Source organism: Rahnella sp. ATs2, from assembly GCF_051851855.1.
GTDB classification, from domain to species: Bacteria; Pseudomonadota; Gammaproteobacteria; order Enterobacterales; family Enterobacteriaceae; genus Rahnella; species Rahnella variigena.
Genome location: NZ_JBLYPL010000014.1, coordinates 25,949 through 44,663 on the forward strand (window position 1 = coordinate 25,949; position 18,715 = coordinate 44,663).

Below are 18,715 nucleotides of genomic sequence, written 5' to 3' on the forward strand. Positions count from 1 at the left end.
CCTCTAAAATTCAGATTCGGATTCAGAAATAGTTTCAGGCAAAGCTTGGCAGCAGCGCTTCAATCGCAGCCGGCCAGTGTTCACGGGAAGCCCAAAGACGCATCATTTCCACGTCCGGCGCCATCAGGCGGTCTTTCTCCAGGAACGCCACGTTTTCGCGGATGGCTTTCATCTCATTTTCCAGCGTGGCCGAACTTTGCAGCGGACGGTGGAAGTCGATCCCCTGAGCCGCCGCCATCGCTTCAATGCCCACCACGACGCTGGTGTTAAAGCACATGTCACCCAGACGGCGTGCGGCGTAGGTCGCCATAGAAACATGATCTTCCTGATTCGCCGAAGTCGGCAGGCTGTCCACGCTGCCAGGATGTGCCAGTGATTTGTTTTCTGATGCCAGCGCAGCGGCCGTCACCTGCGCAATCATAAAGCCGGAGTTCACCCCGCCGTCGTTGACCAGGAAAGGCGGCAGACCGGAAAGTCCCGTATCCAGCAGCAGTGCCATGCGGCGTTCGGAGATCGCACCGATTTCGGCAACAGCCAGTGCGATGATGTCAGCGGCGAACGCCACCGGCTCGGCATGGAAGTTACCGCCGGAAATCACATCCCCGTTTTCAGAAAACACCAGCGGGTTATCAGACGCCGCATTGGCTTCGATACGCAGAATGCGTGCGGCATGATGCAGGTTATCGAGGCAGGCGCCCATGACCTGCGGTACGCAGCGGATGGAATACGGATCCTGAACGCGGCTACAATCCGCATGAGAAGTGACAATGTCACTGCCGGTCAGCAAAGTGGTCAGTGCTGCCGCCACGCTAACCTGTCCCAACTGTCCGCGGGCTTCATGAATACGCGAGTCCAGCGGTCTGACTGAACCTTTGATGGCTTCCAGCGACAGCGCACCCGCCACCAGCCCTGCGGAGAAGACACGCTCGGCTTCGAACAAACCGGACAGCGCCAGCGAGGTCGAAACCTGCGTACCATTGAGCAGCGCCAGCCCCTCTTTCGGACCCAGTTCGAAAGGCTTCAGACCGGCGGTGGCCAGCCCTTGCGTGGCTGACATTTTTTCACCTTTTGCTGTCACCTGACCTTCACCAATCAGCATCAGGGAAAGATGCGCCAGCGGCGCTAAGTCACCGGAAGCCCCTACGGAACCCTTCTCAGGAATGCACGGATAAACGCCGGCGTTAAACAGCGCAATCAGCGCATCAATCACTTCGATGCGGATACCGGAATGCCCGCGTGACAGGCTCAGCACTTTGGTCGCCATCACCAGACGCACCACATTGTCAGCCAGATCCTTGCCGATACCCACACTGTGCGACAGCACCAGATTGCGTTGCAGTTCCGCCAGACGCTCTGCCGGAATACGCGTTTGCGCCAGCTTGCCGAAACCGGTGTTAATGCCGTACACCACTTTGCCAGATTCCACGATGCGGGTGACCGTCTCCTGCGATGCCAGCACGCCTGCACGCGCCTCCTCAGCAAGTTCAAGGCGGACATTGCCCTGATAAATCCTGCGCAGCATCGGCAAGTCAACGTGACCCGGTTGCAGGCGGCAAAGGGTGAATTCAGTGGATGAAGAAGCCATAATCTATTCCTGTATAGACAAGTGAGACGGGAAGTAAACCCGGCTAAGAACGCTGTCCGCCGGGTGTTTATGTATTCATGACAATGCTAAAAACTAAGGTATAGAAACGTGTTCCGGTGAAATCATCGATGCCCACAACAACAGGCACCCGTCCACTTGTTCAACGGGTTTCAGAGTCAGTGACTCCCTACGATGTTCTGCCGGTTCAGACCAGTAATAACCCTCACCCGCCCGGATCAGCGTGCCATCCTGACGTTGCCATATCCCGCTGATGACATAAATTACCCCGCCTTTCTCAAGGCTGAAGCACAGGCTTTCCCTGACAGGCACGACCCGCGCGGCGCAAACTGTACGGCGTGTCATCACGTTGAAATCTGTCGTCACACCGCCCGTCAGACGGGCGCTGAGCGCGATATCCCCGCTAAATGAAAAGGGTTCGCCTGTAACAGTGAGAGCATGGTCGATGTCCGGCAATGCCTGTAAATACACGCCATCACCGCTAAGCAAAGTAATGGAGCGGTCAATACCCGGAAAGGCCGAAAACGGGCCGTCCTGCGCGACAGTGGCAATGCTGATGCGCCATTCAAAATCACTTTTACCCGGCGGATAGCTGATGATTTCGCGGGTCTCACCACCGCCGTTGCGCCACGGGCTGACCGGCAGACTGTCAAAGGTGAAATGCTGCCAGTCTGTCATACAGCGTCCTCCGCCAGCTGATCCAGCAGGTGCAGAAAGTCCGCAGCCGCAGCCTGTTGTTGCTCATGCTGCCCGTCTGTAATGCGCGCGATACCGCCGACATAGACATCGCGGATTTGCCCGGCATTACCGGCAAACAACCAGCGGTTAAGCAGTTCACCGTCTTTTGCCGCAGCCAGATAAGGACTGTTGCCGTCGAGTACCAGCCAGTCAGCGCGATACCCTGCCGAAAGCTGTCCGATGGCTGCCCCGCAGGCCTGTCCACCGCCCTGCAATGCCTGGCTATACAACACGTCCCCCACTGAATTTTGTGCAGGAGTGGTCAGGCGGTTGCGGCGCTGGTCACGCAAACGCTGCCCGTATTCAAACCAGCGCAGTTCTTCCACCACATTGAGTGATACATGGCTGTCAGAGCCAATACCCCATCGGCCAGCATGAGTCAGATAATCCACACCAGGGAAAATCCCGTCGCCAAGATTCGCTTCAGTGGTCGGGCACAGCCCTGCCACCACCCCACTTTTTGCCATGCTCGCCAGTTCAAAGCGGTCAGCGTGAGTGGCGTGGATCAGGCACCAGCGGGCATCAATATCCAGATTGTCATAAAGCCAGCTGATCGGGCGCTGACCGCTCCAGCCCAGACAGTCATTCACTTCTTTTTGCTGCTCAGCGATGTGGATATGCACAGGCACATTTTTGTCACCGGCGTTCAGCACCTGTTGCATTTGCTCAAGCGTCACAGCGCGCAGGGAATGGAAACACAGCCCCTGATTTTGCAGCGGATTGCCGTTCAGTTGTTTGCGGATAATTTCCTGTTGCTTCAGATAGCAGTCTGCATCCTGTATGAAACGTTTTTGCCCTGCCTGCGCGGGCTGAGCGCCAAATCCGGCATAACTGTAAAGTACCGGCAACATTGTCAGGCCGATGCCCGCCTGTGTGGCGGCGTGGCTCAGATGCGCGGTCATTTCACCGCGATCGGCATAGGGCTGCCCGTTGATGTCGTTATGCAGATAGTGGAATTCAGCCACCTGCGTATAGCCGCCCTTGAGCATTTCGATGTACAGCTGGCGGGCAATCACACCGACCTGTTCGGGTGTAAGATGCAGCACCATGCGATACATCAGATCACGCCAGGTCCAGAAACTGTCCTGCGGATCGCCGGCAACTTCTGCCAGCCCGGCCATCACCCGCTGAAACGCATGGGAATGCAGATTAGGCATTCCCGGCACAACCGGGCCGTTGAGGCGCTGGCAGCCCTGCGGATCACTGTCAGGCGTTACAGCAGAAAGGTATCCGGTAACATCTACGTCCAGACGCACATTGTGTGCCCAGCCCCGGGCAAGTAAGGCGCGAGAAGCAAAATAAGCAGGCATAACAGCGTTCCAGGTCAGCAAGAAAAACATAAGCGCAATTTTCATGAGACAATTGCGAAACCTTTTAGCAACTTGTCTATACATATACATATGCCTGATTGCGCTGTAAACTTGCAACTGTCCTTTTTTTTTAAATTAGTTTTCCGTCACGCCCTCTTTGTTTAATTTCCTCCGGGAGAAACTAACGTGCAGACTGGTAAAACGTTCACGATACGCCCCGCACTTGTTGGTTGAGATAAAAGTGGGCTGAGATAAGAGTCGGGTGAGATAAAATTGAGGGAGAGAAAAAGTTGAGTGAGGTAAATGACATGCCGGAGACCACGCCACTGTCGCAGACGGGTACCGCGCAAGAGGAAGTGTCCCGGCAGACATTGTCCGAACTGGCGGGCGCCATGAGCGATACGCCCGCGCCGATTTATCAGCGGGTGAAACAGGCAATCATCAGTCAGATCCGTGCCGGTGTCTGGAAACCGCACCAGCGCGTGCCTTCTGAAAGTGAACTGGTGAACGAGCTTGGCGTCAGCCGCATGACCATCAACCGCGCCCTGCGGGAGCTGACCAGCGAAGGATTTTTGATCCGCATGCAGGGGGTCGGCACCTTTGTTGCTGAAGCCAAGGCTTATACCCCGATGCTGGAAGTGCATAACATTGCCGATGAAATCGCCCGGCGGGGGCATCAGCATGACAGCAGGATCCTGGTGTGTGAGGCCAGGCTGGCCGATGCCGATCAGGCGCTTCAGCTGGGGATCGCGACCGGTGCCCTGCTGTTTTATTCGCAAATTGTGCATTACGAAAACAATGTACCGGTACAAATCGAAGACCGGTTTGTGAATCCCGACACTGCGCCAGACTATTTGCAGCAGGTGCTGAACAAGCAGTCGCCTTATACCTATCTGATGGAAATCGCGCCGCTGACTGCAGGTGAACATCGCGTGGAAGCTATCAGCGCCAGCGATGAACAACGCGAATTGTTGCAACTGGGCGAACATGAGCCCTGCCTCCTGATCCACCGCCGTACCTGGAGCGGCAGCCGCGTGGTCACCTCAGCACGCCTGATTTATCCGGGTTCCCGCTATCAGTTATTCGGCCGTTTCTCCAGCCACGGCTGACCCCGGCACACCTTAATAGCGGCGTTGAGCGCCGCTATCTGTTCATACAAACCTTCATCCAAATCTTCATTCAAATTTTGGAAGACATCTCGTAATAAGAAAAAACTATTGCTGGCTGCCTTGCCGCTTTGCGGGTTATGCGTTAGGTTGACTTTAGTTGTCTATACAAGATAAATTCAGCCTGGAGTCTTTGTCATGCCGGTAGCCCTCTCCCCACAATTTTCCTCCGCCCCCCCCTCTGACTGCGAAAGTGTATGGCGCGGTGCCACGCTGGTGACTATGCAGGACGGACATTACAACCTGATCGAAAACGGCGTAATTGCGGTTACCGGCGGAAAAATCGTCTGGACCGGCAGCGCCGACCATTGCCCCGATTTTCCCGGCGCAAAAGTGCATGAATTTGAGGGCGGCATCATCACGCCCGGCTTTGTCGATTGTCATACGCATCTGGTGTTCGGCGGAGATCGCAGCGCAGAGTTTGAACAGCGGCTGAACGGCGTAAGTTATGCCGACATCGCGGCAGCTGGCGGCGGGATTTTATCGACCGTCAACGCCACCCGTGAAGCCAGCGAAGACCAGCTGCTGGCGCAGGCCCTGTTTCGCTTACAACCGCTGCTGGCAGAGGGCGTGACCTGCGTTGAGATTAAATCCGGTTACGGGCTGAGCGTAGAAAGTGAGCTCAAAATGTTGCGGGTGATCCGCAGACTGGGCCATATGTTGCCGGTCGAGGTGAAATCCACCTGTCTGGCAGCTCATGCCCTGCCGCCAGAATTCAAAGGGCGTGCCGATGACTACATTGATCTCATCTGCGATACGCTGTTACCGGTCGTCGCCAGTGAAAATCTGGCCGATGCGGTGGATGCGTTTTGTGAGCATCTGGCCTTTTCTCCGGCACAGGTTGAGCGGGTATTTATCGCCGCGCAGGCTTTGGGTTTGCCGGTGAAATTACACGCCGAACAATTGTCTTCGCTGCACGGCAGCACAATGGCGGCACGGCACCATGCGTTATCCGCCGATCATCTGGAATACGCCACACCCGAAGATGCACAGGCAATGGCTGCCAGCGGCACCGTGGCTGTTTTACTGCCCGGTGCCTATTATTTACTGCGCGAGACACAATGTCCGCCGGTTAATGAGTTTCGCAAATATCACGTGCCTATGGCACTGGCCAGTGATGCCAATCCGGGGACATCCCCTGCACTTTCTCTGCGTCTGATGCTGAACATGGGCTGTACCTTGTTCCGCCTGACGCCTGAAGAAGCGCTGGCAGGGATCACCTGCCACGGCGCGCGGGCGCTCGGGTTACAGGATACGCACGGCACGCTGGAAGCCGGAAAAGTCGCTGATTTCATACACTGGCCGCTGTCGCGTCCTGCTGAGCTGGTTTACTGGCTGGGCGGGCAGCTGCCCTGCACCGTTGTCTTTCGTGGAGAAGTCCGGGGAGAGTTTCGTTCATGAGCCTGTCAACTGACACTTTTATCGCCGAACCTTACCAGTTTACGCAAGGTACCGCGCCCTTACTGATCAGCATTCCCCACGCCGGAACGCACCTGACGCCGGAGGTCGCCAGCGGTCTGAGTGATGCCGCGCTGCCGCTTTCAGATACCGACTGGCATATTCCGCAGTTGTACGATTTTGCGCGGGCGCTCGGTGCCAGCATTCTGGTCGGTCAGTATTCCCGTTTTGTTATCGACCTGAACCGGCCTTCAGACGATAAACCGCTGTATACCACTGCCACGACGGGTTTATATCCCGATACGCTGTTTGATGGCCGCGCTACGTTCAAACCGGGTATGACGCCAGCAGATGCCCGGCGCCAGCAATATCTTGAACAGATCTGGCAGCCGTATCACCAGAAAATCCGGTCAGAACTGGCGCGCATGAAGCAGGAATTCGGCTACGCGCTGCTGTTTGACGCGCATTCCATTGCATCAGTCATCCCCCGTCTTTTCGACGGTCAGCTTCCCGATTTAAATCTCGGCACCAACAGCGGCGCCAGCTGTTCACCGGCGCTGAGTGAAATCCTCGAACGCATCTGTAACCAGCAATCGCGGTTCAGTCATGTCCTGAATGGCCGGTTTAAAGGGGGCTACATCACCCGTGCTTACGGTCAGCCGGACCTGGATATTCACGCCGTTCAGCTGGAGCTGGCGCAGGTGAATTACATGGAGGAGATCGAGCCATTCGCTTTTGCGCCTGATAAGGCAGCTGAATTACAGGTGTTGTTGAAGCGGTTGCTCGAGGGGATGGTGAGATGGGGGGAGGATGCTTATAAACAGGGCGCTGTTTAATTTCGCTTTTCGCTGACCACTAAGGGCAAGACCTTGGGTTGCAACCCAAACTGGCCTTAAGGTCAAGGTCGTGGGCTCGCCGCCCACACGGGCCCAAAGGGTTTTAAACGAAACCCTTTGGAATCCTGCGTTTTTTAACTGCGCGCTCCGCTCGCTGGCTATGTTTCAGTTACCGCAGTGACAGGCTGGAAATCTTGCCGCTGCGCGGTGCCTTCACTCGGTCCTGGAGCCTTTGGTCTCCAGGCCGCTCCGTTCAGCAAGATTTCTGAATCGCCCGCACGATCTTAAAGTCAACGGCAGACTATTTTTCATCTTTTAGAAAAGTTGATTGGCGTGCTCAAAAATGGCACCGAATGAATGGTTCGAGACCAGAGGCTCGGCACCTGAAATTCGGGGATCGCGCAGCGATGACATTTTGCGCCACTCACTGATGCCCCAGAACATGCCCGTCGTTCCAGCGATAGCGCGCAGTTTAAGACGAGGGAGATCCAAGAGGGGCCCGTCATGGCCCCTTTTGGGCGGTTTCGGCGCAGCGCGATAAGTGATCTCTGCTATTGAGAAACCGAAATCATCTCGATCCAACCACCGCTGCAAACGTTCTGTAAGCGAGAAAAGCCTCGCGCCAGCGAAAAACCACCCTAATGCCCGGTCTGGCATTACTTAAAGTCCGCATACGGCACTAACGGCTCCGGCGGCATATCCAGATCCCCCTGCCAGCCGCTCATCGAATATCTCGCGTACAGCAGGAAATGGCTTGGTGTGTAATCTTTAGCCTGCTGAATATCGATACCGCCGCCGACCGTCCAGTGAGAGCTGACACGGCGCTCAAGCAGTGCCTGCACGGTATATCCGAAGCCAGAACCGCTGCTGCCGGTTTCGATGGCGCTTTTATCCGGTAACGAATCCGGGATCAAATTTTGTATCGGATAACGCTTTTGGTCACTGGTCGAAGAGCGCGACCAGGAAACCGAACCGCCCAGCTGCCATGACCAGTTCTCAGTACGCTGGCGATAATTAACCGGCACGGAAACCGAGAAATATTGCTGCGGACTGTAATAGCCGCCCTGTCCCAACGTATAGCCGCTGAGATCTTTCTGGTAATGCCAGACCATCGAACTCAGACCAACGGTCGCGCGGCGGTTATCCTCATTGATGACTTTATAGTAATACCCGCCCATCAGGCGCTCACGGGTGTTGTCTTCGACATTTTTACCCGTCAGCTGATGCGCACTCAGGTCAGCCCAGACGCCGTTTGCCAGCCCCTGATCGTAGCTCAAACCCAGACTGCCACCGGTCGCGATAACGCCGCCCCAGGTGGTGCCTGTACCCGGATCTTTTGCGCCGGCAAACGAGAGTAACGAGCTGGAGACCGGACGCCGCGAAACGGTGGTCGTCCAGCCAATCTGGTCCCAGTCGCCGCTGTAAGCCAGTCCGCCGACCCAGTTGACCACCTGGAAGCCGAGCGGCGTGGTGCCCAGATCCCCTTTCCATTTGTCATTTTCCCAGCCCGCGCCCAGGCTGAGGCCATTGGCTGTCTGGCTGCGATAACTGCGGCAGTTTTGATCGCTACAGGTACCGAAGCTCGCCTCATAGTTGCCGTTTTCATTGTCGAACGTTCCGGCATCCATACGCACCCAGTCGGCACGCAGGAATCCGCGCCCCTGATAAACCGGCATATCGGCCTGGAACATGGTGGTGTTGGCAGTGAGATCGGATTTACCCGGCGTCCCGCTTGAGGTCCAGGAATCCGTATCCACGGTAAAATTCACGTCCTGCTGGCGGTACAAATCATGCGCGTCAGAACGGATGCCGCGTTTAAGCCAGTCATCCCCCGCATTGTTTCGCGTCAGCCGCGTATAACCGTCGTTGTCCTGCGGCAATATATCGGTGATGCCGCTGGCGACCATCGCCTGCTCGTAATCCTGTCGCGCCAGCTGCGGCTGACCAAGCTGTTGTTCAACATTGGCAGCGTTACGATAAATCAGCGCCTTATCCTGTCCTGCGGGTTGTGATGCGGCGGCAGCTTTCAGCGGTTGTAACAAGGATGCCGCTCTGCTGGTTTCACCGACATCCAGCCACGCCATCGCCACACGACGCTGCTGATTGAGGCTCAGCCCCTGAAGACTGGCCTGCTGTAATTCCTGTTTCGCCTGCGCGGTATTTCCCGCAGCCAGCGAGGCATCAATTGCAGTGAGCGTTTTGTCCAGCCGGATGCGCTGTGCCATTTCGCGCATATTCTCGTCCCATCTTGCTTCCGGCAAGGTGTGCAGATGACGCAATGCCGCATCATCGCGGTCTGAACCAGAGAGATACAGCGAATAGGCGTAAACCTGTTGCGGGTCGGAAGGATGCTTCACCGCAAACTGTGCGAAAACAGCATCGGCTTTGGCCGGTTCGCCTGCTTCCCTCAGCGTTTCAGCGTAGTGATATGTGGCCCAGACATCATCCGGATTGAATTTCAGCGCTTCGGCGTAACGGTTCGCTGCCTGATTCCAGTTGCGCTCGGCGACGTATTTTTCTGCCTGCTCTGTGACAATGTCACTTTGTAAACCGCGCTGTTTGTCACTGAGTTTTGCCCGTGACGCCGCCGGTAATGAATTGATGTAATCAAGAGCTTTTTGCGGCGACTGTCGCTGATAAATGTTTGCCAGTCCGCGCTGGGCACTGCTGTTATCACGCTCCAGCATCAGCGCACGGCGATAAGCCTGTTCGGCTTGTGGATCGTTTTTACGTGCCACCGCCACATCACCCAGCCCGACGGGTGCCCACGGGTCGCGCGGATCAAGGCGCTGCGCCTGCTGATAAGCCGCTTCGGCCTGCTCGAGCTGACCGGCCTTCAGTGCCTTATCGCCCTGATCGACTTTCAGCCAGTAACTGTTGGTCTGGATCAGGCTGTTCCATTTTCCGGCGTTATAGCCATCGGTTTCTGCGGCTTTAGCGCGCTGGAACATCGTCAGTGCCTGCTGGCGGTTACCGGCGCGGGAATAGGCCAGCCCCATCGCGCCCAGCACTTCGGCATCATTTGGCGTAGCCTGTAAAGCCTGTTTCAGCGGTGCGATCGCGCCGGTAGAACCGCCTTTGTCAATTTGCGCCAGACCACGGATACGTGCCTGATAACGCGGGTCGGCCAGTAACCCCTGCTGACGCTGGAGTTCCTGCTGTGCCGCAATCACCTGCGGACCGGTATCAAAGGTGGCAATAAACTGCTGCAGGGCGTCGACGCTGGCATTACCTACCGGCTGGTCTTTAATGCGCGCCAGCCATAAATCGGCGGCGGGTGAACGCCCTTCGTTGGTGGCAGCAACCTGTTTGATAAGCCCCACTGCTCTGGCGTCATCACCCTGCTCAAAGGCCATCTGCGCCAGTTGCAGACGCAGCTGAACATCGCCAGGATATTGGTTATTCAGCGCCTGAAGCTGCGCCTGAGCGCGGGCTTTTTGCCCCGGGAGGCGGGCGATCAGTTGCCAGTATTCAACGGCCAGATCAAGCGTCGGCGGCTGGCCGCCAAAGAGTTCGTCGTACTGCGCTTTGGCTTCATCCAGCCGCCCTGCCGTCGCCAGCAGACGCGTCTGTTGCAACTTTTGCTGCATCTCTGGCGAGGCGATTTTCAGGCTGAGTTCTGCCTGCCGGTAATCGTCGGAGCCGGGCGCCACCTGTTTGATTTTTTCCAGTTGCTGCTGTGCTTTGGCCTGATCGCCTTCACGCAGAAGCAAACGCAAACGGGCTGAAAGCACCTTAGGATTTTGCGGATCCATCAGTTCGAGGCGGAACAGCGACTGGCGCACTAAATCATCCTGATGGCTGGCCTCCCCGACCCGCACCTGTTCCAGCAGCCACTGTTCGGGAGAAACCACCGGCGCTGAAATCGCCGGCGCAGCCAGCAGAGCTAGCCCTAACGTCAGGGCCAGCCGGTTGAGAGGAAAACGCATTTTGTGACAGGTGTTCACGTGCTTATTCCTGGTCATCATCAGACAGACGACGACGCGCCAGAGAACGCAGGCCGGTCCACAACAGAATCGCTGCCAGCAACACCACGATCACCGCCATCACCGCCAGCAAAACCGGATGGGTCGCCAGCGCATTCCACACACGTTCCCACCATGGCAGATGACCGACGTAGTAAGTGTCGCCCACTCTCAGGCTGCTGACGCCGGAATCACGCACCACGCTGACCGATCCGAAGACCTGCGCGCGTTGTTTAGTGTCCTGCATCGAGGTGTTGAGCATTTCAAAGCCTTGCGGGCTGTTCGCCATCAGCGCCACGACGCTGCGCTGGTCAAAATACGGTGACTGCATACCGACGACTGCGGCTATCGGGCCCTGCGCCGTGATTTGCGCACGGGTATCCACCTGAGCGTCACTCGCCGGTGCCGTATTGTCCGGCAGCGGAGTCTGGCGGATGGGCGTATTCACGGCGTCGCGTGCGGCAGTGATCAGCAAATTGGCTTTTTTGTCATCGCGCATACTGTCGTCACGCAGACTTTCCGGCAGACTGCCGATCACCAGTAAATCCGCATCGGTCGATTTGGCTTTAGCAGTATCTTCCGTCAGCCCCACGCCGAGCGCCGGATACCCGGTGAGCGCGCCAATATTGCCCATCGCATCAAGCAGCGTAGTCAGCTGCACCGGCTGCGGTTGCGGCTGAACCAGCACCAGCGTCTGGGACAAATCGGCCATGCGGCTGAACGGGAAACCAGCATTGGCGAACGCACGTAAATCCGGCATCGCCATAAAGTGACGGTAACCGGAGAAGTCGATGGTTGAACTGTCGTCAATCACCACATGATTTGGCACCGTGGTGTAGGTTTCGCAGCGACCTTCCGTGCCGCTGGCCAGCAGCGAGGTGTAGTCGAAATCAAAGCGCATCTGGTTCACGGCACCGAGTTTCAGCGCCGGAATGTTCAGGTCTTTGCTGCCATCGAGCAGTCCCTGCAACAGGGAAAGATGCAGCAGTTGTGAATCCTGATCGTGACCGGTTTTCAGGGTCAGGTCCTGCACAAACTGGTTATTCAGGCTGATGCTCAGGCGCGAGGTATTTTTCAGCTGCGGCGACGTATAACGATATTTCAGCCGCATATCGATACCGGTGCTGTTGATGAGGAACAAGTCCGGCGGCAGATTGATATTGAGCGTAATCGGGTTCGGCTGAATACCGTCTGACTGCAACTGTTCGGCGTACTGTTTCAGTTCACCAAAGTTCATCGGGCGGTCGGTGCGCACCCAGTTTGGCGCATCGTACGGCTGACGTGGCTGAGCCTGGTCAACATTATCCACGCCGATGGCTTCACCACGGAACAGGATGTTGCCCTGCGCGATGCCTTTCACCGCCGTCAGCAGATCCTTATCGTCACGCCCTAAAATCAGCAGCATTTTCACGTAAGGATTATCCGGGCGGCTGACCATCTGCACCACCGGCCCTTTCACCGGCGGCAACGCTTTGAGGAAATCCGGGCGCTTGTCATTGGTGGCAAACACAATGGCATGACTGTCCGGCATCTGGTTATACAGCGTCGGGAACGACTGACCGCGCCACTGCGCTTTGGTCCCGAACCAGGAGGCAAGAATTGCCGCCGCCTGTTGCTGGGTGGCGTCCGGCGACCCGGCAAAGACCATCGGCAAATCCAGCGGACGACTGTCACGCGCATCAAAGAACGGCACCGGGAAATGCGCCAGATCGTTGCTCAGCGGCAGTTTTTGGTATTGCAGACTCAGCGAACTGCCCTTGCCGATCTCCAGCCACAGCGTGGTATTGGCCGGGTTCTCACAAACATTCTGGTAATGGCCGATAAATTCCAGACGGATGCGGTTGAAGTCTGTGACATAGCGCGGATCAATCGCCATCTGTAAGTGGTTTTTCTTGCCGAGCTGATCTTTGTCGATCACTTCAACGCCCATCAGCTGGTCATTGAGATACACCTTAAGATGCGACTGTACCGGGATCAGCGACGGTGACGGTGTGAATTCCAGATTCAGCATCGCCTGTGTGACCACTTCATCACTGCGCACACCGAATTCAATCTGACCGTTAGGCTGAATGCCGCGCAGGGTAATCGCACCCGGCGTCGGCGCCACATCCGCAAACGGCAGCGTGACACTGCGCACCGGCGCGCCCGGAATGATCATCGGATCGACTGCCGGTGCAACCACCGGTAATGTCACCTGCGTCTGAGCCGACGGCGTGATATTGTCCGCAGAAACTGCGGGAACGGGTTGATTGCCTGCACTGGCTGGAGCTGGCGCACCGAAGGCCGGAGCCACTGAACCCACCGCCAATGACATCAGGGCGGATGCCATCAAAATTGTTAGAGGAAGTCTTTTCATTATTTGGTCATCATCAGGTTGGGTTCATCAGGCTGAACGGACAGCGGCGGATTTCGCGGCGCGAAAGACAGCAGCCAGCCGCCAAACGACCGGGTGCGGGAGGCCAGCGGACGGAAGCGTTGCGGCGCAATATCCAGCATCCGCAGGTAGCCGCGGATACCCAGCCCCAGCACTTCACGCAGGCTTTCCATCGGTTTGTCTTCAGGGAAACTGTCTTCGCGCAATACCCAGCTGTCAGCCCGGGCAAAAGTACATTGAATGAAATCGATATGTTGTTGCGTGGTGAGCGGCAGAAGCTGCATTCCCATGCTGGTACCAAACACACGACTGATTTGCATCGGGAAAGTGTATTCCTGCTGACCGCGGTGCAACAGCAACGTGACGTTGTCACCGGCTTTAAACTGGCTGGCACTTTCTGTTTCCAGCCCGACGCCGTTGTCCGAATAATCCTGCACGGTACACACATAAATGTGGCCGTCCGGTTGTATCAGCGAGGCTGGCATTCTGGCTTCGACACGATGCGCCTGACGCACCTGTTTCGATTCAAACGCCACCGCAATCGCCCCGCCGAGAATAATCATGTTGTAAATCACCCAGGCCATACTCACCACCACGGTCAGGATTTCATCGGGGCGGCCATAAATAATGCGGTAAATACCGAAGAATAATCCGGCCAGGTTAAGCAGCATCAGAATCTGATACGGGCGGCTGATTTTCCAGTCAACGTAGGCGTGTTTGTTCAGGCCACCTTTGGCGGTGACGTTAAATTTACCGGCGTGCGGATTAAACAGCGCCACGGTAGTGGGTCGTGCGATATACCAGGCCAGCACGGTTTCGTAGATTTCATTCCAGAAAGAATGGCGGTATTTCCCCTGCACGCGGGAGTTAGTCAGGCTGGCGTGGATCATGTGCGGCAGGACATACAGCGCTATCGCCATCGCCGGGGCATAAATGATGTAGGCGTGTAATAACAGAAACGCCAGCGGCGCGGTCAGGAAGATAAGCCGCGGGATCCCCGCCAGGAAGTGCATCATGGCGTTGGCATAACACAGCCGTTGTGCCAGTTTCAGCCCTTTGCCAAACAGCGGATTATCAAGGCGGAAAATCTGCACCATTCCGCGCGCCCAGCGGATACGCTGACTGACGTGGGCGGAAAGGCTTTCAGTCGCCAGCCCCGCCGCCTGCGGAATACGGATATAGGCTGAACTGTAGCCGTGTCGGTGCATACGCAGCGAGGTATGGGCATCTTCGGTGACGGTTTCCACCGCGATACCACCGATTTCATCGAGCACATCACGGCGTAACACCGCGCAGGAACCGCAGAAGAAGCTGGCATCCCACAGGTCGTTGCCGTCCTGCACCAGCCCGTAAAACAACTCGCCTTCGTTCGGCGTGCGGCGCATACGTCCCAGATTTCGCTCAAACGGATCCGGCGAGAAAAAGTGATGCGGCGTCTGCATCATGCTGAGTTTTTTATCTTTGAAGAACCAGCCGACGGTCAGTTGCAGAAAAGAACGGGTCGGTACGTGGTCGCAGTCAAAAATCGCCACCAGCTGGCTTTTTGCCTGTTTCAGGGCGTTATTGATGTTACCGGCTTTGGCATGCTCATGGGTTTCACGCGCAATATATTTGATGCCAATTTTATGGGCAAAATCGGCGAACTCCTGCCGGTTGCCGTCATCAAGCAGGTAAATAGTCAGTTTTTCACGGGGCCAGTCCAGCCCGAGCGCCGCATACAACGTCGGTTTTACTACGCTGAGGTCTTCGTTATAAGTGGGGATCATCAGATCAACCGTCGGCCAGGTCGAGACATCCTCAGGCATCGGCACCGGTTTACGGTTAAGCGGCCAGATGGTCTGGATATAACCGAGCACCAGCACGGTCCAGGAGTAGGTTTCCGCGCCCAGCAGCAGTAAACCGCAAATCAGGCTCAGCGGATCTTCCCAGTTCAGGGTTGAGGTGTAGCGCCACCATAAATAGCGGCAGGAAATGGTCAGTGACAGAACAATCATCATCAGCGCCGGGAAACGCCCCGGAATGCGCCTGATAATCATCGCAATGCTCCACAGCAGCACCACGAAAATAAACTGGGCAATATAACCAAATGGCTGGGAAATGCAGAACATAGCCAGCGTAACCGCCACTAGCCCCGCCATCAGCATCAGAATGCGCCTGCCGGCGCGGTTCATTTTTCCGATACGACGTGTGATACGGGTTTCGAGCGGACTTTGCGTCACCCGTTTTGGCAACGATTCCAGCCAGAGATGGATCCTTTCCCGCAGCCGTTGCGGCCACCGGCTATAAACGATGCCGCCACGGGTTTTTCCTGCCGGGATAATGATCATTAACCACAGACTCTGAACGAGATAACGCAGCGGATCGGCAATACGCACCCGCGAAGGCGAAATTTGCGGATACCAGCGGGTTCTCTGCGCACCGACACGCTGCCAGGCAGGTGATTCAAAACGCAGAAACAGCCAGCACAGCGCCACACAAACAATCATCATGCCGGAAGCAATGCGTGAAGATTTTGCCTGCCGGTAACGGCGGTAACGGTGCTGCAATTCCTGCATGACGGGCGGCACAAAAAACAGGTTCAACAGGCCGTTCATTTTGCCGGACTCCGCACCGCTTGCGGCTGACGAAGATTGAGCAGGAACCAGTTTGCCAGCGTATTCATTTCACGGGCGATCTTGCTGTTATCTTTCCATTCCCCGACCGGTTGTTTTACCGCCAGCGATTCCGCCATGGCTTCATCACGATGTAAAATCACCGGGATCAATGCTGGCAAGGTTTCTCGCCATAACAGCAAAATATCTTGCTGTAACTGGCTGGAGGGAACGAACTGATTGAGCAGATAGCGCCCGTTTGGCGCTAAGGCGTGCTGGTGTAAACGAAGATGCGACTGGGTATCGGCGTGCAGAAGTACCACCGTGCTGTCGGCCAGCGACTGCGCAGGCAGAGGATCAGCCGCCGGAGAATCAATCAGGATCCAATCATAGACGCCGGTATTTTTGAGCTGCGTGAGCGCTTTTTGCCAGTCGAAATTGGCCTCACTGACATCGTCAGCTGAAACATGACCGTAAGGCAGAAAGTCGAGACGGGCGTGGTAACGCATCGCTGATTGTTGCCAGGCTTCTCCGGCTTTATGCGCGGAACACCAGCCGCGCGACTGAGCGTAAGGCATACCAAAATGCAACCGCAGCATGTTTTCAGGCGAAAAGTCGATCACCAGCACTTTTTCATTCAGTTGTGCGAGCCCCCAGGCCAGCGCTGCGGTCACTGAGGTGGTACCGGTACCGCCACGAAACCCCTGTAACGCGATGACAGCCATATTATTTTTTCTCCGCGCCGTGTTCAGCGAATTGCGCCAACTCAGCCAATAATGGCCAGCGGGACATTAGTTGCGGAATTTTTTCTTTACGGGCTATATCTACGTAATGTAATTCTGACAAAGCAAAAAGGTGACTCAGCGCATAAAAATCATCATCACTGGACGGTTCGGATTCTTCTGAGTCTGCAATATTGGCCGCCACCGTTTCTCTCCCTGCTTCAATCCAAATGCTGATACTTCAGCACAGCCAAAAATTGCCCATCATGATTAGGCATTTTAGTATCAAACATTATTGTGAAGAATTATGATTATTTAATGTAGCAATGATAGAATTTATTATACTCACATTTATCAGTGTGTCCCAGCAGACTTTTAATCAAAACCGGACTGAAGCAGATTAACAATATGGCACTCTCCTTTTCATTGGGTATGAAGCAATTCTGGAATGGTTTAGGCCAGATGCAGGCTCAGGGGCTTTACTGGGTCAACACCGACAGTCAGGAAGCGGCATATCGTTTGAGTGGTCAGGTACTTGAAGCTCAGCGGGGAGAAATCCCTGTCAGCCTGTTTTTTCCACAGCACAATTTAATTTGCTCTGATGATAAAAATAGACTAGCTGATGACAATATCCTTCTCACCCATTTGCATAAATACCCCAGGCAAACGTTTTATTATCAGCACGCGGAAGGAAAAAAAGCGTTTCTGGGATTGCCCGCCGATATTAATCGCCTGCCTGCCCCCCCTGCTTCTTTAATGATTTTATTACTTCCTGCCGTGCGCTGTCAGGAAGTAAAAGATAAACAACTTTCCCGCTGGCTGAGTGAAATTCAGTCAGGCGCTAAAAGTAAAGGGGCGACGCTGCTTATTATCTGCTTCGGCGATGGCATTAATGCGGTTAAATCCCGCTTACATTTATTCCACCACAATATATATGGCCTTGCTGATTTAAAAACCGATGTGAACCCAAACCAGTGGGGCATCTCCTGGTGGCATAACAGTCTGGGTGCCGAAGCGAATACGCTTTATCCTCTCATCCCGCGCGAGAACGGTTGGGAGATCCAGAAAGACGCCTCATCTTCAGCTTCAGCCCAAACCGGTGATGATCAGTGGATGTTGCTGGCAGAGCGTTCGGTGCTGGAAGGCGCGCCTGCACTTTCCGAGCGCTGGTTCCTGTTCGATGGCAACGACGCGCTGACCGAAAGAGCCACGCATGCCCGTTCTGCCACCGTTATTTTTGCGCTGGCGGGTAACGATGAAGTGGAAGTGCTCGCACGGCAGATCCACCTTTTGCGCATTCAGCGCGGCAATGGTTTGAAAATTGTGGTGCGCGAGATGAATTCTTCCCTGCGCTATGTCGACCAGCGTCTGTTGCAGGCCTGCGGTGCCAATCTGGTGGTGCCGCACGCTGCACGTCTTTCCAACTTTCTGACCTTACTGGATGACCTGCAAAATCTGACATTTACCCGTCATGTCCCGCAGGACATCGACGTGCTGCTGGACAGCCGTTTACCAACGCATCATAAGGGATATCTGCCGCTGCCGGTGTTCTGCGACGTGATGCGCGATATCTGGGATCACGCCGCGCTGGCGACCGAATCACGCGGGATTTTAATTTCACTGCGCCCTGCCGCCGGGATCAGCCCTGAGCAGGCGATGTCTCTTTGTTCGCTGCGCCGCGACGGCGATATTCTGACCGTGACAGAACGTCATCTGTATTTGTTCCTGTCGAACTGTCAGGTCAGTGATGTCGAAAACGTTCTGGCCTTCCTGTTTAATCTGCCGGTGAAAGAAGTCTTTAGCAGTCAGACTTTCTGGAGTCACGAGCTGGATATTCAGACAGAAGTTCGCCGTCTGGCCGCCAAACCGCCGATGGCAAATCCGGTGTCAGAAGCACAGCCTTTTGTGGCGCATAAATCTGAACCTTTGAAACGTGCGCCCGTTCATCAGCCCGTTCCCATCACGCTGGCCGTGAGCGATACGCCCGTTATTAACACGCCGGAGTAAGAGAA

At 55.7% G+C, this 18,715-nt stretch carries 13 protein-coding genes; 4 read left to right on the plus strand and 9 right to left on the minus strand.

Going from position 1 to position 18,715, the window contains the following annotated elements:
* Window positions 1–34 precede the first annotated feature (34 nt).
* The 3 genes from hutH to ACJY2G_RS15925 form a co-directional block, all read right to left on the minus strand.
* The gene (gene hutH, locus ACJY2G_RS15915) at window positions 35–1,585 is read right to left on the minus strand and encodes a histidine ammonia-lyase (RefSeq protein WP_430320522.1); all 1,551 of its coding nucleotides are present in this window, start codon (window positions 1,583–1,585) and stop codon (window positions 35–37) included.
* Window positions 1,586–1,678: 93 nt separating this feature from the next.
* Window positions 1,679–2,281: a HutD/Ves family protein gene (locus ACJY2G_RS15920; protein WP_430320523.1), complete on the minus strand. Its 603-nt coding sequence runs from the start codon at window positions 2,279–2,281 to the stop codon at window positions 1,679–1,681.
* Entirely contained in the window at window positions 2,278–3,651 is a 1,374-nt protein-coding gene (locus ACJY2G_RS15925; RefSeq protein ID WP_430320524.1) for a formimidoylglutamate deiminase, read from the minus strand. Before ACJY2G_RS15925 ends, ACJY2G_RS15920 begins: the two co-directional genes overlap by 4 nt.
* Window positions 3,652–3,959: 308 nt before the next feature.
* Between ACJY2G_RS15925 and hutC the strand changes: the two genes are divergently transcribed.
* From hutC to hutG, 3 genes are all read left to right on the plus strand, one after another.
* Entirely contained in the window at window positions 3,960–4,760 is an 801-nt protein-coding gene (gene hutC, locus ACJY2G_RS15930) for a histidine utilization repressor (RefSeq protein WP_430320573.1), read from the plus strand.
* Between the two features lie 195 nt (window positions 4,761–4,955).
* Window positions 4,956–6,218 carry an imidazolonepropionase gene (gene hutI / locus ACJY2G_RS15935; protein ID WP_430320525.1) on the plus strand — a complete coding sequence of 421 codons (1,263 nt, stop codon included), beginning with the start codon at window positions 4,956–4,958 and terminating at the stop codon, window positions 6,216–6,218.
* Window positions 6,215–7,051, plus strand: a complete 837-nt coding sequence (hutG, locus tag ACJY2G_RS15940; protein WP_430320526.1) for an N-formylglutamate deformylase — start codon at window positions 6,215–6,217, stop codon at window positions 7,049–7,051. The genes hutI and hutG overlap by 4 nt, the downstream gene beginning before the upstream one ends.
* A gap of 315 nt (window positions 7,052–7,366) precedes the next feature.
* Here hutG and ACJY2G_RS15945 read toward each other — a convergent pair whose 3' ends face one another.
* The 6 genes from ACJY2G_RS15945 to bcsR form a co-directional block, all read right to left on the minus strand.
* Window positions 7,367–7,543, minus strand: coding sequence for a hypothetical protein (locus ACJY2G_RS15945; RefSeq protein WP_430320527.1), 177 nt, complete (start codon window positions 7,541–7,543; stop codon window positions 7,367–7,369).
* Between the two features lie 164 nt (window positions 7,544–7,707).
* Window positions 7,708–10,980 carry a cellulose synthase subunit BcsC-related outer membrane protein gene (locus ACJY2G_RS15950; RefSeq protein ID WP_439291938.1) on the minus strand — a complete coding sequence of 1,091 codons (3,273 nt, stop codon included), beginning with the start codon at window positions 10,978–10,980 and terminating at the stop codon, window positions 7,708–7,710.
* Between the two features lie 22 nt (window positions 10,981–11,002).
* A complete protein-coding gene (gene bcsB, locus ACJY2G_RS15955) occupies window positions 11,003–13,330 on the minus strand; it encodes a cellulose biosynthesis cyclic di-GMP-binding regulatory protein BcsB (RefSeq protein ID WP_430320528.1) in 2,328 nt (775 codons plus the stop codon).
* A gap of 41 nt (window positions 13,331–13,371) precedes the next feature.
* Window positions 13,372–15,984, minus strand: coding sequence for a UDP-forming cellulose synthase catalytic subunit (bcsA, locus tag ACJY2G_RS15960; RefSeq protein WP_430320529.1), 2,613 nt, complete (start codon window positions 15,982–15,984; stop codon window positions 13,372–13,374).
* Window positions 15,981–16,706 carry a cellulose biosynthesis protein BcsQ gene (bcsQ, locus tag ACJY2G_RS15965; RefSeq protein WP_430320530.1) on the minus strand — a complete coding sequence of 242 codons (726 nt, stop codon included), beginning with the start codon at window positions 16,704–16,706 and terminating at the stop codon, window positions 15,981–15,983. Before bcsQ ends, bcsA begins: the two co-directional genes overlap by 4 nt.
* Window position 16,707: 1 nt before the next feature.
* Complete coding sequence (bcsR, locus tag ACJY2G_RS15970; protein WP_120163862.1) at window positions 16,708–16,908, minus strand: cellulose biosynthesis protein BcsR; 201 nt, start codon at window positions 16,906–16,908, stop codon at window positions 16,708–16,710.
* Between the two features lie 203 nt (window positions 16,909–17,111).
* On the opposite strand from bcsR, the gene bcsE reads away from it, so the two are divergent.
* Window positions 17,112–18,710 carry a cellulose biosynthesis protein BcsE gene (bcsE, locus tag ACJY2G_RS15975; protein WP_430320531.1) on the plus strand — a complete coding sequence of 533 codons (1,599 nt, stop codon included), beginning with the start codon at window positions 17,112–17,114 and terminating at the stop codon, window positions 18,708–18,710.
* Window positions 18,711–18,715 lie beyond the last annotated feature (5 nt).

Coding starts and splice junctions, on each gene's coding strand:
- bcsE (WP_430320531.1), top strand. CDS start 17,112: ATGGCACTCTCCTTTTCATTGGGTATGAAGCAATTCTGGAATGGTTTA.
- ACJY2G_RS15925 (WP_430320524.1), bottom strand. CDS start 3,651: ATGCCTGCTTATTTTGCTTCTCGCGCCTTACTTGCCCGGGGCTGGGCA.
- hutC (WP_430320573.1), top strand. CDS start 3,960: ATGCCGGAGACCACGCCACTGTCGCAGACGGGTACCGCGCAAGAGGAA.
- bcsQ (WP_430320530.1), bottom strand. CDS start 16,706: ATGGCTGTCATCGCGTTACAGGGGTTTCGTGGCGGTACCGGTACCACC.
- hutI (WP_430320525.1), top strand. CDS start 4,956: ATGCCGGTAGCCCTCTCCCCACAATTTTCCTCCGCCCCCCCCTCTGAC.
- bcsB (WP_430320528.1), bottom strand. CDS start 13,330: ATGTCATTGGCGGTGGGTTCAGTGGCTCCGGCCTTCGGTGCGCCAGCT.
- ACJY2G_RS15920 (WP_430320523.1), bottom strand. CDS start 2,281: ATGACAGACTGGCAGCATTTCACCTTTGACAGTCTGCCGGTCAGCCCG.
- bcsA (WP_430320529.1), bottom strand. CDS start 15,984: ATGAACGGCCTGTTGAACCTGTTTTTTGTGCCGCCCGTCATGCAGGAA.
- ACJY2G_RS15950 (WP_439291938.1), bottom strand. CDS start 10,980: ATGCGTTTTCCTCTCAACCGGCTGGCCCTGACGTTAGGGCTAGCTCTG.
- hutG (WP_430320526.1), top strand. CDS start 6,215: ATGAGCCTGTCAACTGACACTTTTATCGCCGAACCTTACCAGTTTACG.
- hutH (WP_430320522.1), bottom strand. CDS start 1,585: ATGGCTTCTTCATCCACTGAATTCACCCTTTGCCGCCTGCAACCGGGT.